A 16,612-nucleotide genomic window follows, 5' to 3' on the forward strand; every position below is an offset into this window, starting at 1 on the left:
GTCAGCCTGGAGCAGCGGCCCAGCGAGGTGACCCGGCGGGCCGACGTGGTGCTGCCGGTGGCCGCCGTCGTGGAGAAGGCCGGCACGTTCCTCAACTGGGAGGGCCGCGCACGGCCCTTCGAGGCGGCGCTCAAGCCGGACCAGATGACGCGCCGCCACCTGCTCCCCGACGCCCGGGTGCTGCACATGCTCGCGGACGCGATGTCCGTGGCGGACGACGCGGTACCGGGTCTGGCGCTGCCGGACGTGCGTGCCGTACGCGCGGAGCTGGACCGGCTCGGTGGCTGGGACGGGCCGCGTGCCACGGCCGGGCTGCTCGCCGGTACCGAGGCACGGGCGCTGCCCCGCCCCGGCTCGGGCGAGGCGGTGCTCGCGGGGCACCGGCTGCTGCTGGACCAGGGGCGGATGCAGGAGGGCGACCCGGCGCTGGCCGGCACCCGGCACGCGGCGGTGGCCCGGATGTCCGCCGCCACCGCGGCCGAGGCGGGCCTGAAGGACGGTGCGGAGGTGGAGGTCACCGGGCCGCACGGTGCCGTGACGTTCCCCCTCCAGGTGAGCGAGATGCCCGACCGGGTGGTGTGGCTGCCGCTCAACTCCCAGGGAGGCGGTGTCGCGCACGACACCGGAGCGAACCCCGGTGACCTGGTGACGGTCGCCGCGAAGACCGCGGGCCCGGCGGCCCCGGCGGACGGCACGGAGGTGGCGGAATGATGAACCTCGCCGCGGAACAGCTGGCGCCTGTCGCGGACCGCATCGCGCTGGCCGCCGAGGACCTGAGCGTCTTCGGGCGCGACCCGTGGTGGCTGGTGGTCATCAAGGCGGTCTTCTGCTTCGCGTTCCTGATGCTGACCGTGCTCTTCTCGATCGTCTGGGAGCGCAAGGTCGTCGCCTGGATGCAGCTGCGCATCGGGCCCAACCGGCACGGCCCCTGGGGCATGCTCCAGTCCCTCGCCGACGGCATCAAGCTGATGCTGAAGGAGGACGTGGTCGTCAAGCGGGCCGACAAGGCGGTGTACGTCCTGGCGCCGATCGTCGCGGCCATCCCGGCGTTCATGGCCTTCGCCGTCATCCCGTTCGGCCCGGCCGACAACGAGGTCTCGATCTTCGGCCACCGTACGCCGATGCAGCTGACCGACCTGCCGATCGCCCTGCTCTACATCCTGGCCACGGCCTCGGTCGGCATCTACGGCATCGTGCTCGCGGGCTGGTCCTCGGGCTCGACGTACCCGCTGCTCGGCGGGCTCCGCTCGTGCGCCCAGATGATCTCCTACGAGATCGCGATGGGCATGGCCTTCGCTTCGGTGTTCCTCTACTCCGGCTCGATGTCCACCTCGGCGATCGTCGACGGGCAGCACAGCACCTGGTACGTCGCGCTGCTGCCGGTCTCCTTCCTGATCTACATCGTGGCGATGGTCGGCGAGACCAACCGTGCGCCGTTCGACATGCCGGAGTCCGAGGGCGACCTGGTCGGCGGCTTCAACACGGAGTACTCCTCCATCAAGTTCGCGATGTTCATGCTCGCCGAGTACGTCAACATGGTCACCGTCTCGGCCGTCGCGACCACCCTCTTCCTCGGCGGCTGGCGCGCCCCCTGGCCGATCAGCACCTTCTGGGAGGGCGCCAACCACGGCTGGTGGCCGCTCCTCTGGTTCACCATCAAGATCCAGCTGCTGCTGTTCTTCTTCATCTGGCTGCGCGGCACGCTCCCGCGGGTCCGCTACGACCAGTTCATGAAGCTGGGCTGGAAGGTCCTGATCCCGGTCTCGATGGTCTGGCTGATGCTGGTCGCGACCGTGCGGGCGCTGCGCAACGAGGGCTACGACTTCCAGCGGATCGTGCTGTACGTCGGCGGCGCCGCCGTCGCCCTGCTGCTGATCTCCCTCGTCGCCGACTTCTTCCGCAAGGGCGAGAAGGAGGAGGAGAAGCCTCTCGCCGAGGAGCCCTTCGACCCGATGGCGGGCGGTTTCCCCGTACCGCCGCTGCCCGGCCAGACCCTGCCGCCGGTACCGCGCCGGCGACCGCGCCACCAAGATCGCGAGCTGATTGTCAGTGGCGGGGCCAATACTGACAGTGACGAGAACGGAAAGGGGGACAACGGTGTCTGACTTCCAGAATCCGGTGGCCGGCTTCGGCGTGACCTTCAAGGCCATGTTCAAGAAGCGGCTCACCGAGCAGTACCCGGAGGAGAAGAAGCCGACCGCGCCTCGTTTCCACGGCCGGCACCAGCTCAACCGCCATCCGGACGGCCTGGAGAAGTGCGTGGGCTGCGAGCTGTGCGCCTGGGCCTGCCCGGCCGACGCCATCTACGTGGAGGGCGCGGACAACACCGACGAGGAGCGCTACTCCCCGGGTGAGCGGTACGGCCGCGTCTACCAGATCAACTACCTCCGCTGCATCCTCTGCGGCCTGTGCGTCGAGGCGTGCCCCACCCGCGCGCTGACGATGACCAATGAGTACGAGCTCGCCGACCGCAGCCGCGAGTCGCTCATCTACACCAAGGAGGAGCTGCTCGCGGGGCTGGAGGAGGGCATGGTCGACTCCCCGCACGCGATCTTCCCCGGCATGACGGAGAAGGACTACTACAACGGCCTGGTGACCGAGGCCGCGCCGGGCACGGTGCGGCAGGTGGCCGTCAGCAAGGGCGAGCGGCCGGAGGGCCCGGACGCGGCTCCCGAGACGCCCGCGCCCACCGCCGAGCGCCCGGCCGGGACGGGGTGGAGGCATGAGCCCCGCGATCCTGGCCGCGGCCTCGGCCACCTCCACCGGCGAGGCGGTGCAGTTCTGGATCCTCGGCACGGTCGCCGTGATCGGTGCCCTGTCGACGGTCCTGATGAAGCGCGCGGTGCACAGCGCCCTGTCGCTCGCCGGCACCATGATCATCCTGGCGGTCTTCTACCTCGCCAACGGCGCGTACTTCCTCGGCATCGTCCAGATCGTCGTCTACACCGGCGCGATCATGATGCTCTTCCTCTTCGTCGTCATGCTGGTCGGCGTCACCGCCGCCGACTCCCTCAAGGAGACGCTCAAGGGCCAGCGGTGGCTCGCAGCGGGCGCCGGGATCGGCTTCGGCATCCTGCTGATCGCCGGCCTCGGCAACGCCTCGGTGCGCCACTTCAACGGCCTGGCCGAGGCCAACGCCGGCGGTAACGTCCAGGGTCTGGCGGCCCTCATCTTCACCAAGTACGTCTTCGCCTTCGAGATCACCGGCGCGCTGCTGATCACCGCGGCGGTCGGCGCGATGGTGCTGACGCACCGGGAGCGCACCGAGCGGGCCAAGTCCCAGCGCGAGCAGGCCGAGCGCCGCGTGCGCGAGGGCACCCAGGTCACGCCGCTGCCCGCGCCCGGTGTCTACGCCCGGCACAACGCCGTGGACATTCCGGGGCTGCTGCCCGACGGCACCCCCTCCGAGCTCACCGTCATCTCCACGCTGCGCGAGCGCGGCCAGGTCCGGGACGTCTCCGGGGAGTCGCTGGCCGAGCTGGCGGCGCTGGAGCAGCGCTCCGCGGAGTGGCTGGAGCGCGGCGGCACCGGCCGCGGTGCGGAGCAGCGGCGCGGTGAGCAGGCCCGGCAGCGCGACGAGGAGGCCACGCGATGAACCCGATCAACTACCTCTATCTCGCGGCGCTGCTGTTCACCATCGGCGCGGCCGGGGTGCTGATCCGGCGGAACGCCATCGTGCTCTTCATGTGCGTCGAGCTGATGCTGAACGCCTGCAACCTCGCCTTCGTGGCCTTCTCGCGGCTGCACGGAAACCTGGACGGCCAGATCATCGCGTTCTTCACGATGGTCGTCGCCGCGGCCGAGGTCGTGGTCGGTCTGGCGATCATCGTCACGATCTTCCGTACCCGCCACACGGCCTCGGTCGACGACGCCAGCCTGATGAAGCTGTAAGGGGTCGCACTCGTGGAATCTCTGATCGCGCTGCTCGTCGGGGCACCACTGGTCGGTGCGGCCGTGCTGCTCTGCGGCGGCAAACGCCTGGACCGCGCGGGCCACTGGCTCGGCACCCTGCTCGCGGTGGTGTCGTTCGTCATCGGCCTGCTGCTGTTCGCGAACATGCTGGGCCGGGGCGCCGAGGACCGCACCCTGTACCAGCACCTCTTCAGCTGGATCCCGGTGGGCGGCTTCCGGGCCGACCTCGCCTTCCAGCTCGACCAGCTGTCGATGACGTTCGTCCTGCTGATCACCGGTGTGGGATCGCTGATCCATCTCTACTCGATCGGCTACATGGAGCACGACGAGCGGCGCCGCCGCTTCTTCGGCTACCTGAACCTCTTCCTCGCGGCGATGCTGCTGCTCGTCCTCGCCGACAACTACCTCCTGCTGTACGTCGGCTGGGAGGGCGTCGGCCTCGCCTCGTACCTTCTCATCGGCTTCTGGCAGCACAAGCCGAGCGCGGCGACGGCCGCCAAGAAGGCGTTCCTCGTCAACCGCGTCGGTGACGTCGGCCTGTCCATCGCGATCATGCTGATGTTCACCACGTTCGGGACGTTCGCCTTCGGGCCCGTGCTGGGCGCGGCGAGCAGGACCGGCGAGGGCATGCTGACCGCCATCGGGCTGATGCTGCTGCTGGCCGCCTGCGGCAAGTCGGCCCAGGTGCCGCTGCAGTCCTGGCTCGGCGACGCGATGGAGGGCCCGACCCCGGTCTCGGCCCTCATCCACGCCGCCACCATGGTCACCGCCGGCGTCTACCTGATCACCCGCTCCGGGGCGATCTTCAACGCGGCGCCGGACGCGCAGACCGCCGTGGTCGCGGTCGGCGCGGTCACGCTCCTCTTCGGTGCGATCGTCGGTTGCGCCAAGGACGACATCAAGAAGGCCCTGGCCGGCTCGACCATGTCGCAGATCGGCTACATGATCCTCGCGGCCGGGCTCGGCCCCGTCGGGTACGCCTTCGCGATCATGCACCTGGTGACCCACGGCTTCTTCAAGGCGGGCCTCTTCCTCGGCGCCGGTTCCGTGATGCACGGGATGAACGACGAGGTGGACATGCGCCGCTACGGCGGCCTGCGGAAGTACATGCCGGTCACCTTCGTCACCTTCGGCCTCGGTTACCTCGCCATCATCGGCTTCCCGGGCCTGTCCGGCTTCTTCTCCAAGGACAAGATCATCGAGGCGGCCTTCGCCAGCGGCGGCACCCAGGGCTGGATCCTGGGCGCGGCCACCCTGCTGGGCGCCGGGATCACCGCGTTCTACATGACGCGCGTGATGCTGATGACCTTCTTCGGCGAGGAGCGCTGGCGCAAGGCCCCGACCCCGTCGCCGGCCGAGCCCAGCGTGGAGCCCGCTGCCGAGACCCGCGGCGAGTACGAGCCGCCCCACCCGCACGAGTCGCCCAGGTCCATGACGATCCCGATGATCGTGCTGGCCTTCGGCTCGGTCTTCGCGGGCGGCCTGTTCAGCATCAACGAGGCGTTCGTGCACTGGCTGGAGCCGGTCACCTCCTTCGCGCACGGCCACTCCCCGGTCAGCGCCCCCGTGGTGACCGCCTCGACCATCGTGGTGCTGCTCGTCGGCGTCGGCATCGCCTGGCTGATGTACGGCCGCAAGCCCGTCCCGGCGCTCGCGCCGCGCGGCTCCTTCCTCACCCGCGCCGCCCGCCGCGACCTGCTCCAGGACGACTTCAATCACGTCGTCCTGGTCCGCGGCGGCGAGGAACTGACCCGGGCGCTGGCCCGGATCGACGAGAGCGTCGTCGACGGCGCGGTCAACGGCACCGCGGTGTCGGTCGGCGGCCTCTCCGGCCGGCTGCGCCGCCTGCAGACCGGTTACGTCCGCTCCTACGCCCTCCAGATGCTGGGCGGCGCCGCGGTGCTGGTGTTCGCGACCCTGCTGATGAGGGGTGTCTGAGCCATGTCGTTTCCCCTGCTGACGGCCACCGCGGCGGTACCGGCGATCGGTGCGGTCGCCACGGCCGCCGTGTCCGCCGCGCAGCGCACCGCCGCCAAGTGGCTGGCGCTGCTCTTCTCGCTGGCCACGCTGGCGCTGGCGCTGGTCATCGCGGTCCGCTTCGAGCCCGGCGCCAAGGGCCCGTTCCAGCTCACCGAATCGCACGCCTGGATCGCCGACTTCGGCGTGCGGTACGAGCTGGGCGTGGACGGCATCGCGGTGGCGCTCATCGCGCTGACCGCGCTGCTGGTCCCGTTCGTGATCCTGGCGGGCTGGCACGACGCCGACGCGCTGGAGAAGGACGCCACCAAGCGGTGGCGGCCGACCCAGGGCTTCTTCGCGCTGATCCTCGCCGTCGAGGCGATGGTGGTCATCTCCTTCGAGGCCACCGACGTCTTCCTCTTCTACATCTTCTTCGAAGCCATGCTCATCCCGATGTACTTCCTCATCGGCGGCTTCGGGGACCGGGCGGGTGTCGACGACGCCACGGAGGGCGCGGCCCGGCGCTCGTCCGCCGCGGTGAAGTTCCTGCTGTACAACCTCGCCGGCGGTCTGATCATGCTGGCCGCGGTGACCGGCCTGTACGCCGTCACCGCCGACCAGCTCGGCACCGGCACCTTCTCGCTCACCCAGATCGTCCAGGCCCGCGCGGCCGGCGACCTGACCATGGGCACGGGCATCGAGCGGCTGCTCTTCCTCGGCTTCTTCTTCGCCTTCGCGGTGAAGGCGCCGCTGTGGCCGCTGCACACCTGGCTGCCGGGCGCCATGGGCGAGTCCACGGCGCCGGTCGCGGTGCTGATCACCGCGGTGGTCGACAAGGTCGGCACGTTCGCGATGCTCCGCTTCTGCCTCCAGCTCTTCCCGGAGGCCAGCCAGTGGGCGACGCCGGTGATCCTGGTGCTGGCGCTGGTGAGCATCCTGTACGGCGCGCTGCTCGCGGTCGCCCAGAAGGACATCAAGCGCCTGATCGCGTACGCCTCGATCTCGCACTTCGGCTTCATCATCCTGGGCATCTTCGCGATGACCAGCCAGGGCCAGGGCGGCGCGACGCTCTACATGGTCAACCACGGCATCTCCACCGCCGCGCTGATGCTGGTCGCCGGCTTCCTCATCACCCGCCGCGGCTCCCGCCTCATCGCGGACTACGGCGGCGTGCAGAAGGTCGCCCCGGTGCTGGCCGGCACCTTCCTGATCGGCGGCCTCGCCACCCTCTCGCTGCCCGGCCTCGCGCCGTTCGTCAGCGAGTTCCTGGTCCTGGTCGGCACGTTCAGCCGGTATCCGGTCCTCGGCATCATCGCCACGGTCGGCATCGTGCTGGCCGCGCTGTACGTCCTCGTGCTGTACCAGCGCACGATGACCGGGCCGGTCAAGGCCGAGGTCCGGTCCATGCCCGACCTCAAGGCCCGGGAGCTGGTCGTGGTGGCGCCGCTGATCGCGCTGCTGCTCTTCCTCGGCGTCTACCCGAAGCCGCTGACCAATCTGGTGAACCCCGCGGTGGACCACACCCTGTCCGTCGTGGACAAGCAGGACCCCAAGCCCGACGTCCGGGTCAACGCCGTGCCCGGTGAGGCCGGCACCGATCGAGATGCGGAGGCCGCGAAGTGACATCCGTGGCAGCGGTCCACAGTCTGTGGACGATGGCGGACGGGGCGGCCGGCTCCCTCGCCCCCGACGGCCCGGGGCGGATCCCGGCGCCGCACATCGAGTACGCCCAGCTGGCGCCCACCCTGATCGTGCTCGGCGCGGCCGTGCTCGGCGTGCTGGTCGAGGCGTTCTGGCCGCGCCGCGGCCGGTACTACGCGCAGGTGCTGCTCTCCGTGGTCGCGCTGGCCGCCGCGTTCGCCGCGGTCATCGGCCTCGCGGCCGGCGGCTTCGGCACGACCAAGGCGCACATCGCCGCGATGGGCGCGCTCGCGGTGGACGGCCCGGCGCTCTTCCTGCAGGGCACGATCCTGCTGGTCTCGCTGATCGCGGTCTTCACCTTCGCCGAGCGCCGGCTGGACCCCGCGGCGCACGGCCGCCCGGTGGACTCCTTCGCCGCCCAGGGCGCGGCCGTGCCCGGCGGTGACGCCGAGAAGGCGGCGGTCAAGGCCGGGTTCACCACGACCGAGGTCTTCCCGCTCGCGCTCTTCGCGATCGGCGGCATGCTGGTCTTCCCGGCGGCCAACGACCTGCTGACGCTCTTCGTCGCGCTGGAGGTCTTCTCCCTCCCGCTGTACATCCTGTGCGCGCTCGCCCGCCGCCAGCGGCTGCTCTCGCAGGAGTCGGCGGTGAAGTACTTCCTGCTCGGCGCGTTCTCCTCGGCGTTCCTGCTGTTCGGCGTGGCCCTGCTGTACGGCTACGCGGGCACGGTCACGTACGCGGGCATCGCCGAGGTGGTCAGCGACGGCGCCAAGCAGATCGACCCGGCGCTCGCCGACACCATGGGCAACGACGCGCTGCTGCTGATCGGCGGCGCGCTGGTGGTCATGGGGCTGCTGTTCAAGGTCGGCGCGGTTCCGTTCCACATGTGGACCCCGGACGTGTACCAGGGCGCGCCCACCCCGGTGACCGGCTTCATGGCCGCCGCCACCAAGGTCGCCGCGTTCGGCGCGCTGCTGCGCCTGCTGTATGTGGCGCTGCCGGGCATGCGCTGGGACTGGCGCCCGGTGATGTGGGGCGTGGCGATCCTGACGATGCTGGCCGGTGCGGTCATCGCGGTCACCCAGACCGACGTGAAGCGGCTGCTGGCGTACTCCTCCATCGCGCACGCCGGGTTCATCCTGGCCGGTGTGATCGCCACCAGCGAGGACGGCATCTCCTCGGTGCTCTTCTACCTCCTGGCGTACTCCTTCGTGACGCTCGGCGCCTTCGCGGTCGTCACGCTGGTGCGGGACGCGGGCGGCGAGGCGACGCACCTGTCCAAGTGGGCGGGGCTGGGCCGGCGTTCGCCGCTGGTGGCAGCGGTCTTCGCGGTGTTCCTGCTGGCCTTCGCCGGCATCCCGCTGACCTCCGGGTTCGCGGGGAAGTTCGCGGTGTTCAAGGCGGCGGCCGAGGGCGGCGCGGGCTGGCTGGTCGTGATCGGTGTGCTGTCGTCCGCGATCGCCGCGTTCTTCTACATCCGGGTGATCGTCCTGATGTTCTTCAACGAGCCGAAGGCCGACGGGCCCACGGTTGCGGTGCCCAGCCCGCTGACGATGACGGCCATCGCGGCCGGCGTCGTGGTGACCCTGGTGCTGGGTCTCGCGCCGCAGTACTTCCTCGACCTGGCGGGCCAGGCGGGCGTGTTCGTCCGCTGACCCGCCGAAGGCCGTACGCATACCGCTGCCCGGTACCCCAGCGGGGGTACCGGGCAGCGGCGTACGTACGCGGTACGGGCGGCTGCGTCAGCCTTCCTGCCCGAAGCCGTCCAGCGACGACGGGTCGATGGACGGGAGGTCCGTGGTGCCCTCGGTCCGGGTGAAGACGTCCTCCTTGCCCGAGCCCCAGGCGATGGTGAGCTTCTTGCCCGTGAGGCTCCGCACCGTGCCCTCGGCGTGCTCGGTGTCGCCGTCGGCGCACTTGAAGGCGAGCTTGAGCGGCTTGTCGCCGGTGACCTTGCCGCCGCAGGACTTCTTCCCGATCAGCACCGCCTCGCGCTTGGAGACGGAGAGGATGAGCAGGCCCTGGTCGGCCGCGCGGGCGTGCGTGGTCCAGCCGCCCTCCAGGGACGCCAGGGAGACGTCGCCGCCCGGCGTCTCCCCGGCCGACGAGGCGGTCGGCGACGGCGTCGCCGACCCCTTCGCGCCACTGCCGTTCTCGTCGCCGCCGCTGCTGCAGCCGGCGAGCAGTACCGCGGCCACCGCTGCCGCGGCGGCGAACTGAATGCCCTTGCGCACGTTGATCTCCTCGGGTGACGCCGTTCAGTTGGCGCCGGTCGGCAGGTCGGGCTTGGGGATCTCCACCTTGCCCTCGGCCTTGGTGAACTCCTCGGTGGGACCGTTCTTCCAGCTGACCGTCAGCTTGCCACCGGCCTGCTTCACCGTGCCCATCGAGCGGGTGTCGTCGCCGCCGTCGCACTTCAGCGCGAGCATGGTGGTGCCCATGTCCTGGACCGCGCCCTGGCAGGCGGTCTTGCCCGCGGCCAGGGTCGCGGACTCGCCGATGATCCCGAGGGTGACGGTGCCGTTCGCGGACTTCGACTGCCACGCACCGTCGAGGCCCTTGGCGGTCTTGTCGGCGCCGTCCGCGGACGCGGACGGGCTCGGCTTGCTCTCCTCGCCGCCTCCGCCGCTGCCGCAACCACTGAGCAACAGCGCCGCGATGGCGGCCGCCCCGGCGATCTGCGCTGCCTTGCGCACGTACGTCTCCTCCGTTGTGGGACAGGATGCGTGAGGCTAGCAGTCACGCGCATGACAACCGTCCCGTTCGCCTCACGCTCCACCTCCTGCGCCTCCGCCGCATGCACCCATTTGGTACCAGGCTTCCGAGAGATGGCTAAAGAGTTAGCAATGTCCGGAAATGGATTGGCAGGGGCCCCACGAGAGTCCTAGCGTCCTTTCGGGGCGCGGCCGGGGTGGGGCTGTGGCCATAGGGGGGATACGTGGCACAAGCCAGCACGCGGTTCACGGTCGACCGGACCGTGCCGGGGCTCATCGTGAAGATCGGTGATTATCCGCTGCACCACGGCGGGGTGGGGGCGATCCGCAGCCTGGGACGGCTCGGCGTGCCCATGTACGCGATCACGGAGGACAGATACACGCCGGCGGCGGCGTCGCGATACCTCCACGGGCGTTTCGTCTGGCCGACCACCGGACGTGAGGACCCGGAGCGGCTGGTCGACGGACTGCTGCGGATCGGCCGCCGGATCGGCCGCCCGTCGGTCCTGATACCGACCGACGAGGAGGCCGCCGTGCTGATCGCCGAGCACGCCGACGTGCTGGGCGACCGCTTCCTCTTCCCGCGCACCCCGCCGGGCCTCGCCCGCAGAGTGGCCAGCAAGCAGGGCCTGCACGAACTGTGCACCGAACACGGCGTCCCGTCCCCCCGGGCGGCCTTCCCGCGGACCCAGGCGGACATCGAGGAGTTCGCCGGGCGGGCCTGCTTCCCGGTCGTCGCCAAGAACCGCGAGGCGTTCCAGCGCCGCAGCCGGCCCGCGGTCAACGGCACCACGCGCATCGCGGACGCCGCGCACCTCCGGCACCTCGCCAGGGACTGGGGCCAGCAGCCCAGTGTGATCCTCCAGGAGTACCTCCCGCGCGAGGACGCGGAGGACTGGATCGTGCACGCGTACTTCGACGCGGACAGCGCGGCGCTGGCGATGTTCACCGGGGTCAAGGTCCGTTCCTGGCCGCCGCACGCCGGGATGACCGCCTGCGCGTACGTCGTGGACAACCCCGACCTCGCCGAGCTGAGCGCGCAGTTCATCAAGCGCATCGGCTTCAGCGGCATCGTCGACCTGGACTGGCGGTACGACCGGCGGGACCGCCGCTACAAGCTGCTGGACTTCAATCCGCGGATGGGCGCGCAGTTCCGGCTGTTCGAGAACGAGGCGGGGGTGGACGTCGTCCGCGCCCAGCACCTGGACCTGACCGGGCGCGCGGTCCCGGAGGCCGAGCAGCGGGACGGCCACCGCTTCGTCGTGGAGAACATCGACCTGCCCGCCTGGCTGGCCTACCGGCGCAGCGGCTACACCACGCCGCACGTGCCCGACCGGCCGCGCAGCACGGAGCTGGCCTGGCTGGCCGCCGACGACATGAAGCCGTTCTTCACCATGCTCGCGCGGTTCGTCCGCCCGGGCGCCAAGCACCTCTGGCAGATGTGGCGCGGCCGGGCGGGCCGGCGCCACGACTGCTGAGCCGCGGTGCCCGCACCGCTCCACCGGACCGCACGGCCCGCCGCCCCGATCCCGCAGCTCACGGCTTCCGGGCGGCACGGCCGCGCATCCTGTCCGGCCCTTCGTACACAGCACGACGCATCAGCAGCACCCTGGGGAGGGAAACCCGAGTGAACACTCCGGTAGCAGTCATCGGCGCAGGCCCCTTCGGCCTGTCCACCGCCGCCCACCTCCGCGCACGCGGCATACCCGTACGGACCTTCGGCCGCCCGATGGTGAGCTGGAGCGCGCACATGCCGGCCGGGATGCTGCTCAAGTCCACGCCGGCGGCCTCCAGCATCGACACCCCGCAGCCCGGCCACACGCTGGTCGACTACTGCGCTGCCGCGGGGGAGCGGCGGTACGAGTCGGACTGGGACATCATCCCGGTGGAGACCTTCGTCCGGTACGGGCAGTGGTTCCAGCAGCGGCAGGTGCCGGACCTGGAGGAGGTCCGGGTGGTCTCCGTCGACCGGCACCGGGGCGGCTTCGAGCTGAAGCTGGACAGCGGCGAGCAGTTCGCGGCGCGCGCGGTGGTCGTGGCGACCGGGCTCACCGGCTTCGCGTACCTGCCGCCGGAGCTGGCGGACGCCGTACCGGATGGACCGTCCCCCACTGGGCCCATCTCGCACAGCTCCCAGCACGCCGACCTGTCCGGCTTCGCCGGCCGGCAGGTCGTGGTCGTGGGGGCCGGGCAGTCGGCGCTGGAGAGCGCGGTGCTGCTCGCGGAGGCCGGCGCCGACGTACGCGTGGTGGCCAGGGGCCGGCAGGCCGTCGGCTTCGGCGCGCCCCCGGACCGGCAGCCGAAGCTGCGCCCCGAGACGCCGTTCGGCAACGCCTGGTCGCTGTACGCCTTCTCGTACCACGCGGACGGTTTCCGCTACCTGCCGGCGCCGGCCCGGCAGCTCCTGGTCAAGCGGGTGCTGGGGCCGCTGGGCGCCTGGTGGCTGCGGGACCGGTTCGTCGGCCGGGTGCAGGTGACGGCGGGGCGGCGGATCGTCCGGGCCCGGGTCGAGGACGGCCGCGCGGTGCTGTCGCTGCGCGGCGACGACGGGTACGACGGCGAGCTGTCCGCCGACCACGTGCTCGCGGCCACCGGCTACCGGGTGGACCTCGGCGCGCTGGACTTCCTCGGCCAGGGGCTGCGGACGGAGCTGGCGGTGGGCGCCGGCGGGCCGCGGCTGGGCGCCGGGTTCGAGTCGTCGGTGCCGGGGCTGTACTTCACGGGGCTGCCGGCGGCGGCGAGCTACGGCCCGGTGATGCGGTTCGTGTGCGGCACGGAGTTCGCCTCCCCGAGGCTCGCCGGGTCCCTCGCGCGGACGCGCGGCTGACGCGCGTCCCCGGGCCCCGTACGGTACTGCGGGCGTACGGGGCCCGGGCGGGCGCGGCTCAGACCGCCGTGCGCGGAATCCGGCGCTCCCAGCTGCGGCGGAAGACCTCCTCCTCGCCGTCGTGGCACACGACCTCGTTCACCGTGACGAAGTCGCCGCCGTCCGTGGTGATCTCCGAGCGGGTCCGGACCCGGGCGTCCCAGCCCAGGTCCGGCCGGTGCAGCCGGATCGACCAGTCCGAGCGGGTCGCGGCGCTCTCCGGGTCGGCGCTGTCGATGCGGTACGTCTCCAGCGCGTCCTCGGTGAACTCCAGCCCGTCCGGGTAGATCCGGGTGCCGCCGTACCGGGGGTCGACCTCCAGCGTCCAGGTGCCGGCCGCGACGTCCCTGATCACCTTGCGCTCGGGGCGCTGCTCGCCGGCCTCGGGGAAGACCACGCCCAGCGGCGCCGACTGCTCGGGTGCCTCGAAGGAGATCTCCGGCTCGTCGGCGCGCGGGGCGCGGACGGGCAGCTCGATGGAGCTGGCGGCCGGGTCGACCGTCCAGCCCGCCTCGCTGCCCGCGTGCGGCCAGATCCACGGCCAGTACGCGGAGGAGAGCGCGACGCGGATGCGGTGCCCGGCGGGGAAGGCGTGCCCGATGCCGTTCAGCTCGAAGGTCACGTCCTCGGTGGTGCCGGGCATCCACGCGACGGGCCGGTCCCGGCCGTGCCGCGTGAGCAGGTTGAGCACACCGCGGGTGACCAGCGTGGACGAGCCGTCCGGGGCCACGTCGCAGATGCGCGCGATGACCTGGCCGCGCGGCACCTCGCAGGTCAGCCGCAGGGTGACCCGCGGCCGGCCCAGGATCTCCACCCGCTCGGTCAGCTCCGGCAGGTCGAAGCAGACCGAGCGGCCGTCCTCCTCGCGCTGGTCGGGCGGCAGGTCGGCGTCGTTGCCGAACGGGAAGTAGCGGCCCGCGTCGACGCCGGTGTGCTGCGGCGAGCGGACCAGCAGCGGCCGGTCGCCGGGCAGCGTGTGCGCCGTCGGGGTGACGTGCGGGGAGGGCCAGGCCGGGTCGCCGACCCAGCGGCCCGGCAGCTCGTCGTAGACGGTGGCCGGCGGGTGCGACTCGCTGATCCAGGAGCGCAGCAGCGGATCGTCCTCGACGCCGCGGTCCTCGCCCTTGAGCCAGTGGTCCCACCAGCGCAGCGTCTCCTGGAGGAAGCCGATCGCGGGGCCCGGGGGCAGGCCGCGGTCGGGGTACTGGTGCGACCAGGGCCCGATGATGCCGCGTACGGGCGCGTCGAGGTGCTCGGCCAGGCGCAGCACGGTGTCGCGGTACGGGTCGTGCCAGCCGCCGACCGCGAGCACCGCCGCCTTGACCGCTGAGTAGTCCTCGCAGACGCTGCCGTGCCGCCAGTACGCGTCCCGGGACTGGTGGCCCAGCCAGGTGTGCAGGAAGGGCTCGACGGCCGCCAGGCGCTCGGTCCACTGCGCGCGCCAGCCCTCGTCGACCTGCGCCGGGTCCGGCGGCCTGGACACGAAGGCGAGCATCGTCGCGGCCCAGGCGTGCATGTCGACGGCGAGCAGCGAGCCGCCCATGTAGTGCACGTCGTTGTCGAACCGGTCGTCGGCCGAGCAGACGGTGACGACCGCCTTCAGCGCCTCGGGCGCGCGGGCGGCCAGCTGCAGGCTGTTGAAGCCGCCCCAGGAGATGCCGAACATGCCGACCTTGCCGGAGCACCACGGCTGCGCGGCCAGCCACTCGATGACGGCCACGCCGTCCGCGAGCTCGGTCTCGGAGTACTCGTCCGTGGGCAGCCCGCCGGAGTTGCCGTGCCCGCGGACGTCGACGCGTACGGAGGCGTAGCCGTGGCCCGCGTAGTACGGGTGGCGCTGGGCGTCGCGCGGCGCGGTCCAGTCGCTGAGCCGGTACGGCAGGTATTCGAGCAGGGCGGGCACGGGCTCCGTGCCGTACGGGCGCCAGACCCGGGCGTACAGCTGCGTGCCGTCCGGGAGGGGGATGCGGACGTCCTCCTGGAACGTCCGGTGCGGGAAGTCGGTCCGGATGTGCATGGACGGGTCCAATGAGCGTTAGTGGACGGGATGCATGGTGCGGCGCAGCCAGGGCCCGGCGGCGATCACCGCGAGGCCCGTGACGACCGCGACGGCGCCGTTGAGGCCGAAGTACAGGTCGTTCGGGATCTCCCCGAAGAACTTCACCACCTGGGCCTGGACGCCGTTGGCCAGCGCGAGCGAGAGGAACCACAGGGCCATCGTCTGGCTGGCGAAGGCGGCGGGCGCGAGCTTGGTCGTCGCGGACATGCCGGTGGTCTCCAGCAGGATGTCGCCGAGGCCGAGCAGCACGAAGGAGAGCAGGATCCACCAGGCGGCCATCTTCCAGTCGCCCGTCCGCCCGTGCGTGGCGGGGACCATCACGAGGAAGGACAGGCCGCCCAGGAGCACACCGTACGCGATCTTGTGCGAGGCGTGCGGCTGGCGCCGGCCGAGCCGGACCCAGACGGCCGCGACGACCGGCGCGAGCAGCACCTCGGCGCCGCCCAGCACCGAGCCGTACCAGGTCGAGGGGAACTCCCAGCCCAGCACCTCGGTGTCGGCATGGCTCGCGGCCAGCAGCGTCATGGTCGAGTACGACTGGAAGAGGACGAAGTTGAAGACCACGGAGGCGGCGAAGAGCACCAGGTAGGGGCGGAGCCGGCCGCGCTCGGCGGGGTCGACCCGGGGGCTGCGGAACATCACCACGAAGTACGCGACCGGGGCGAGCACCGATATCACCGTCAGGACGTCCACGGTGCGGTCCATGGTCAGCCACCCCGCCAGGGCGAGGCCCGTGGCCGCGGCGGCGGCCAGGACGCAGCCGCCGGCGATCAGCCGGGCGGTGCGGCGCATCGCCGCACGCGGCAGCGCGTACTCCGCTGCGTGCTTGCGGCCGGCGAGCCCCTTGCGGCCAGCGACGTACTGGACCAGGCCCAGCGTCATGCCGACCGCGGCGGCCGAGAAGCCCCAGTGCCAGCCCTGCTTCTGGCCCAGCCAGCCGATGACCAGCGGGGCGAGGAAGGCCCCGGTGTTGATGCCCATGTAGTACAGCGCGAAGCCCGCGTCCCGGCGCTCGTCCTCGGTGGCGTAGAGCTTGCCGACCATGGTCGAGACGTTCGGCTTCAGCAGACCCGTGCCCGCGATGATCAGTCCCAGGCCCACCCAGGTCATGGCCGCGGTGGGCACCGCCATGGAGTAGTGGCCGCAGGCGATGAGGACGCCGCCCCACAGCACCGCGCGGTAGGAGCCGAGCATCCGGTCCGCGAGCCAGCCGCCGGCCACCGAGACCAGGTAGACCAGGGTGCCGTAGGCGGCGGTGACGGACGCCGCGGTGTTCTCCGCCATGCCCAGGCCGCCGTGCGCGACGGTGTCGGCGAAGTACAGGACGAGGATGGCCTGCATGCCGAGGAAGGAGAACCGCTCCCAGACCTCCAGACCGGAGAGGGTCAGCAGCCCGCGGGGGTGGCCGAGGAAGGAACGGTCGTCGCGCGGCTGCGGTGGTCCGGACACGGATGTGACTCC

Annotated in this window: 13 protein-coding genes and 1 pseudogene; 10 read left to right on the forward strand and 4 right to left on the reverse strand. The window is 71.6% G+C overall.

The genetic code is table 11. The features are described 5' to 3' along the window. The 8 genes and pseudogenes from C3486_RS07335 to nuoN all read left to right on the forward strand — a co-directional run. Positions 1-711, forward strand: a 711-nt coding sequence (locus tag C3486_RS07335; RefSeq protein WP_181138471.1) for a molybdopterin dinucleotide binding domain-containing protein, incomplete at its 5' end; no start/stop codon positions are given. Next, entirely contained in the window at positions 711-2,105 is a 1,395-nt protein-coding gene (nuoH, locus tag C3486_RS07340) for an NADH-quinone oxidoreductase subunit NuoH (RefSeq protein WP_103831873.1), read from the forward strand. The genes C3486_RS07335 and nuoH, both read left to right, overlap by 1 nt. Next, a pseudogene (gene nuoI, locus C3486_RS07345) lies at positions 2,098-2,700 on the forward strand (NADH-quinone oxidoreductase subunit NuoI); the annotation flags it as partial. The gene nuoH and the pseudogene nuoI, both read left to right, overlap by 8 nt. 22 nt (positions 2,701-2,722) lie before the next feature. Further along, positions 2,723-3,595, forward strand: coding sequence for an NADH-quinone oxidoreductase subunit J (locus C3486_RS07350; protein WP_103831781.1), 873 nt, complete (start codon positions 2,723-2,725; stop codon positions 3,593-3,595). Continuing rightward, positions 3,592-3,891, forward strand: coding sequence for an NADH-quinone oxidoreductase subunit NuoK (nuoK, locus tag C3486_RS07355; protein ID WP_030262617.1), 300 nt, complete (start codon positions 3,592-3,594; stop codon positions 3,889-3,891). The genes C3486_RS07350 and nuoK overlap by 4 nt, the downstream gene beginning before the upstream one ends. 12 nt (positions 3,892-3,903) lie before the next feature. Beyond that, positions 3,904-5,850, forward strand: a complete 1,947-nt coding sequence (gene nuoL / locus C3486_RS07360) for an NADH-quinone oxidoreductase subunit L (RefSeq protein ID WP_103831782.1) — start codon at positions 3,904-3,906, stop codon at positions 5,848-5,850. 3 nt (positions 5,851-5,853) lie between these two features. After that, positions 5,854-7,494, forward strand: a complete 1,641-nt coding sequence (locus C3486_RS07365) for an NADH-quinone oxidoreductase subunit M (RefSeq protein ID WP_103831783.1) — start codon at positions 5,854-5,856, stop codon at positions 7,492-7,494. Beyond that, positions 7,491-9,167, forward strand: coding sequence for an NADH-quinone oxidoreductase subunit NuoN (nuoN, locus tag C3486_RS07370; protein WP_103831784.1), 1,677 nt, complete (start codon positions 7,491-7,493; stop codon positions 9,165-9,167). The genes C3486_RS07365 and nuoN overlap by 4 nt, the downstream gene beginning before the upstream one ends. An 87-nt stretch (positions 9,168-9,254) precedes the next feature. Here the strand turns inward: nuoN and C3486_RS07375 are convergent, their stop codons facing one another. Together C3486_RS07375 and C3486_RS07380 are read right to left on the reverse strand one after the other, a co-directional pair. Continuing rightward, the gene (locus C3486_RS07375) at positions 9,255-9,746 is read right to left on the reverse strand and encodes a hypothetical protein (RefSeq protein WP_103831785.1); all 492 of its coding nucleotides are present in this window, start codon (positions 9,744-9,746) and stop codon (positions 9,255-9,257) included. 24 nt (positions 9,747-9,770) lie between these two features. Beyond that, positions 9,771-10,208, reverse strand: coding sequence for a hypothetical protein (locus C3486_RS07380; RefSeq protein ID WP_103831786.1), 438 nt, complete (start codon positions 10,206-10,208; stop codon positions 9,771-9,773). Between the two features lie 242 nt (positions 10,209-10,450). Here C3486_RS07380 and C3486_RS07385 point away from each other — a divergent pair, with 242 nt between their 5' ends. Both C3486_RS07385 and C3486_RS07390 read left to right on the forward strand, forming a co-directional pair. After that, positions 10,451-11,704 (forward strand): ATP-grasp domain-containing protein, encoded by a 1,254-nt coding sequence (locus C3486_RS07385; RefSeq protein WP_103831787.1) that lies wholly within the window; start codon positions 10,451-10,453, stop codon positions 11,702-11,704. Positions 11,705-11,853: 149 nt separating this feature from the next. Next, the gene (locus tag C3486_RS07390) at positions 11,854-13,053 is read left to right on the forward strand and encodes an NAD(P)-binding domain-containing protein (protein ID WP_103831788.1); all 1,200 of its coding nucleotides are present in this window, start codon (positions 11,854-11,856) and stop codon (positions 13,051-13,053) included. Between the two features lie 58 nt (positions 13,054-13,111). On the opposite strand, the gene C3486_RS07395 is transcribed toward C3486_RS07390, so the two are convergent. Both C3486_RS07395 and C3486_RS07400 read right to left on the reverse strand, forming a co-directional pair. Continuing rightward, on the reverse strand, positions 13,112-15,109 hold the full coding sequence (locus tag C3486_RS07395; RefSeq protein ID WP_103831789.1) for a CocE/NonD family hydrolase: 1,998 nt from the start codon (positions 15,107-15,109) through the stop codon (positions 13,112-13,114). Between the two features lie 18 nt (positions 15,110-15,127). Continuing rightward, positions 15,128-16,600 (reverse strand): peptide MFS transporter, encoded by a 1,473-nt coding sequence (locus C3486_RS07400; RefSeq protein WP_258052654.1) that lies wholly within the window; start codon positions 16,598-16,600, stop codon positions 15,128-15,130. Positions 16,601-16,612: the final 12 nt, after the last annotated feature.

The organism is Streptomyces sp. Ru73 (assembly GCF_002920575.1).
Classification (GTDB): Bacteria; Actinomycetota; Actinomycetes; order Streptomycetales; family Streptomycetaceae; genus Streptomyces.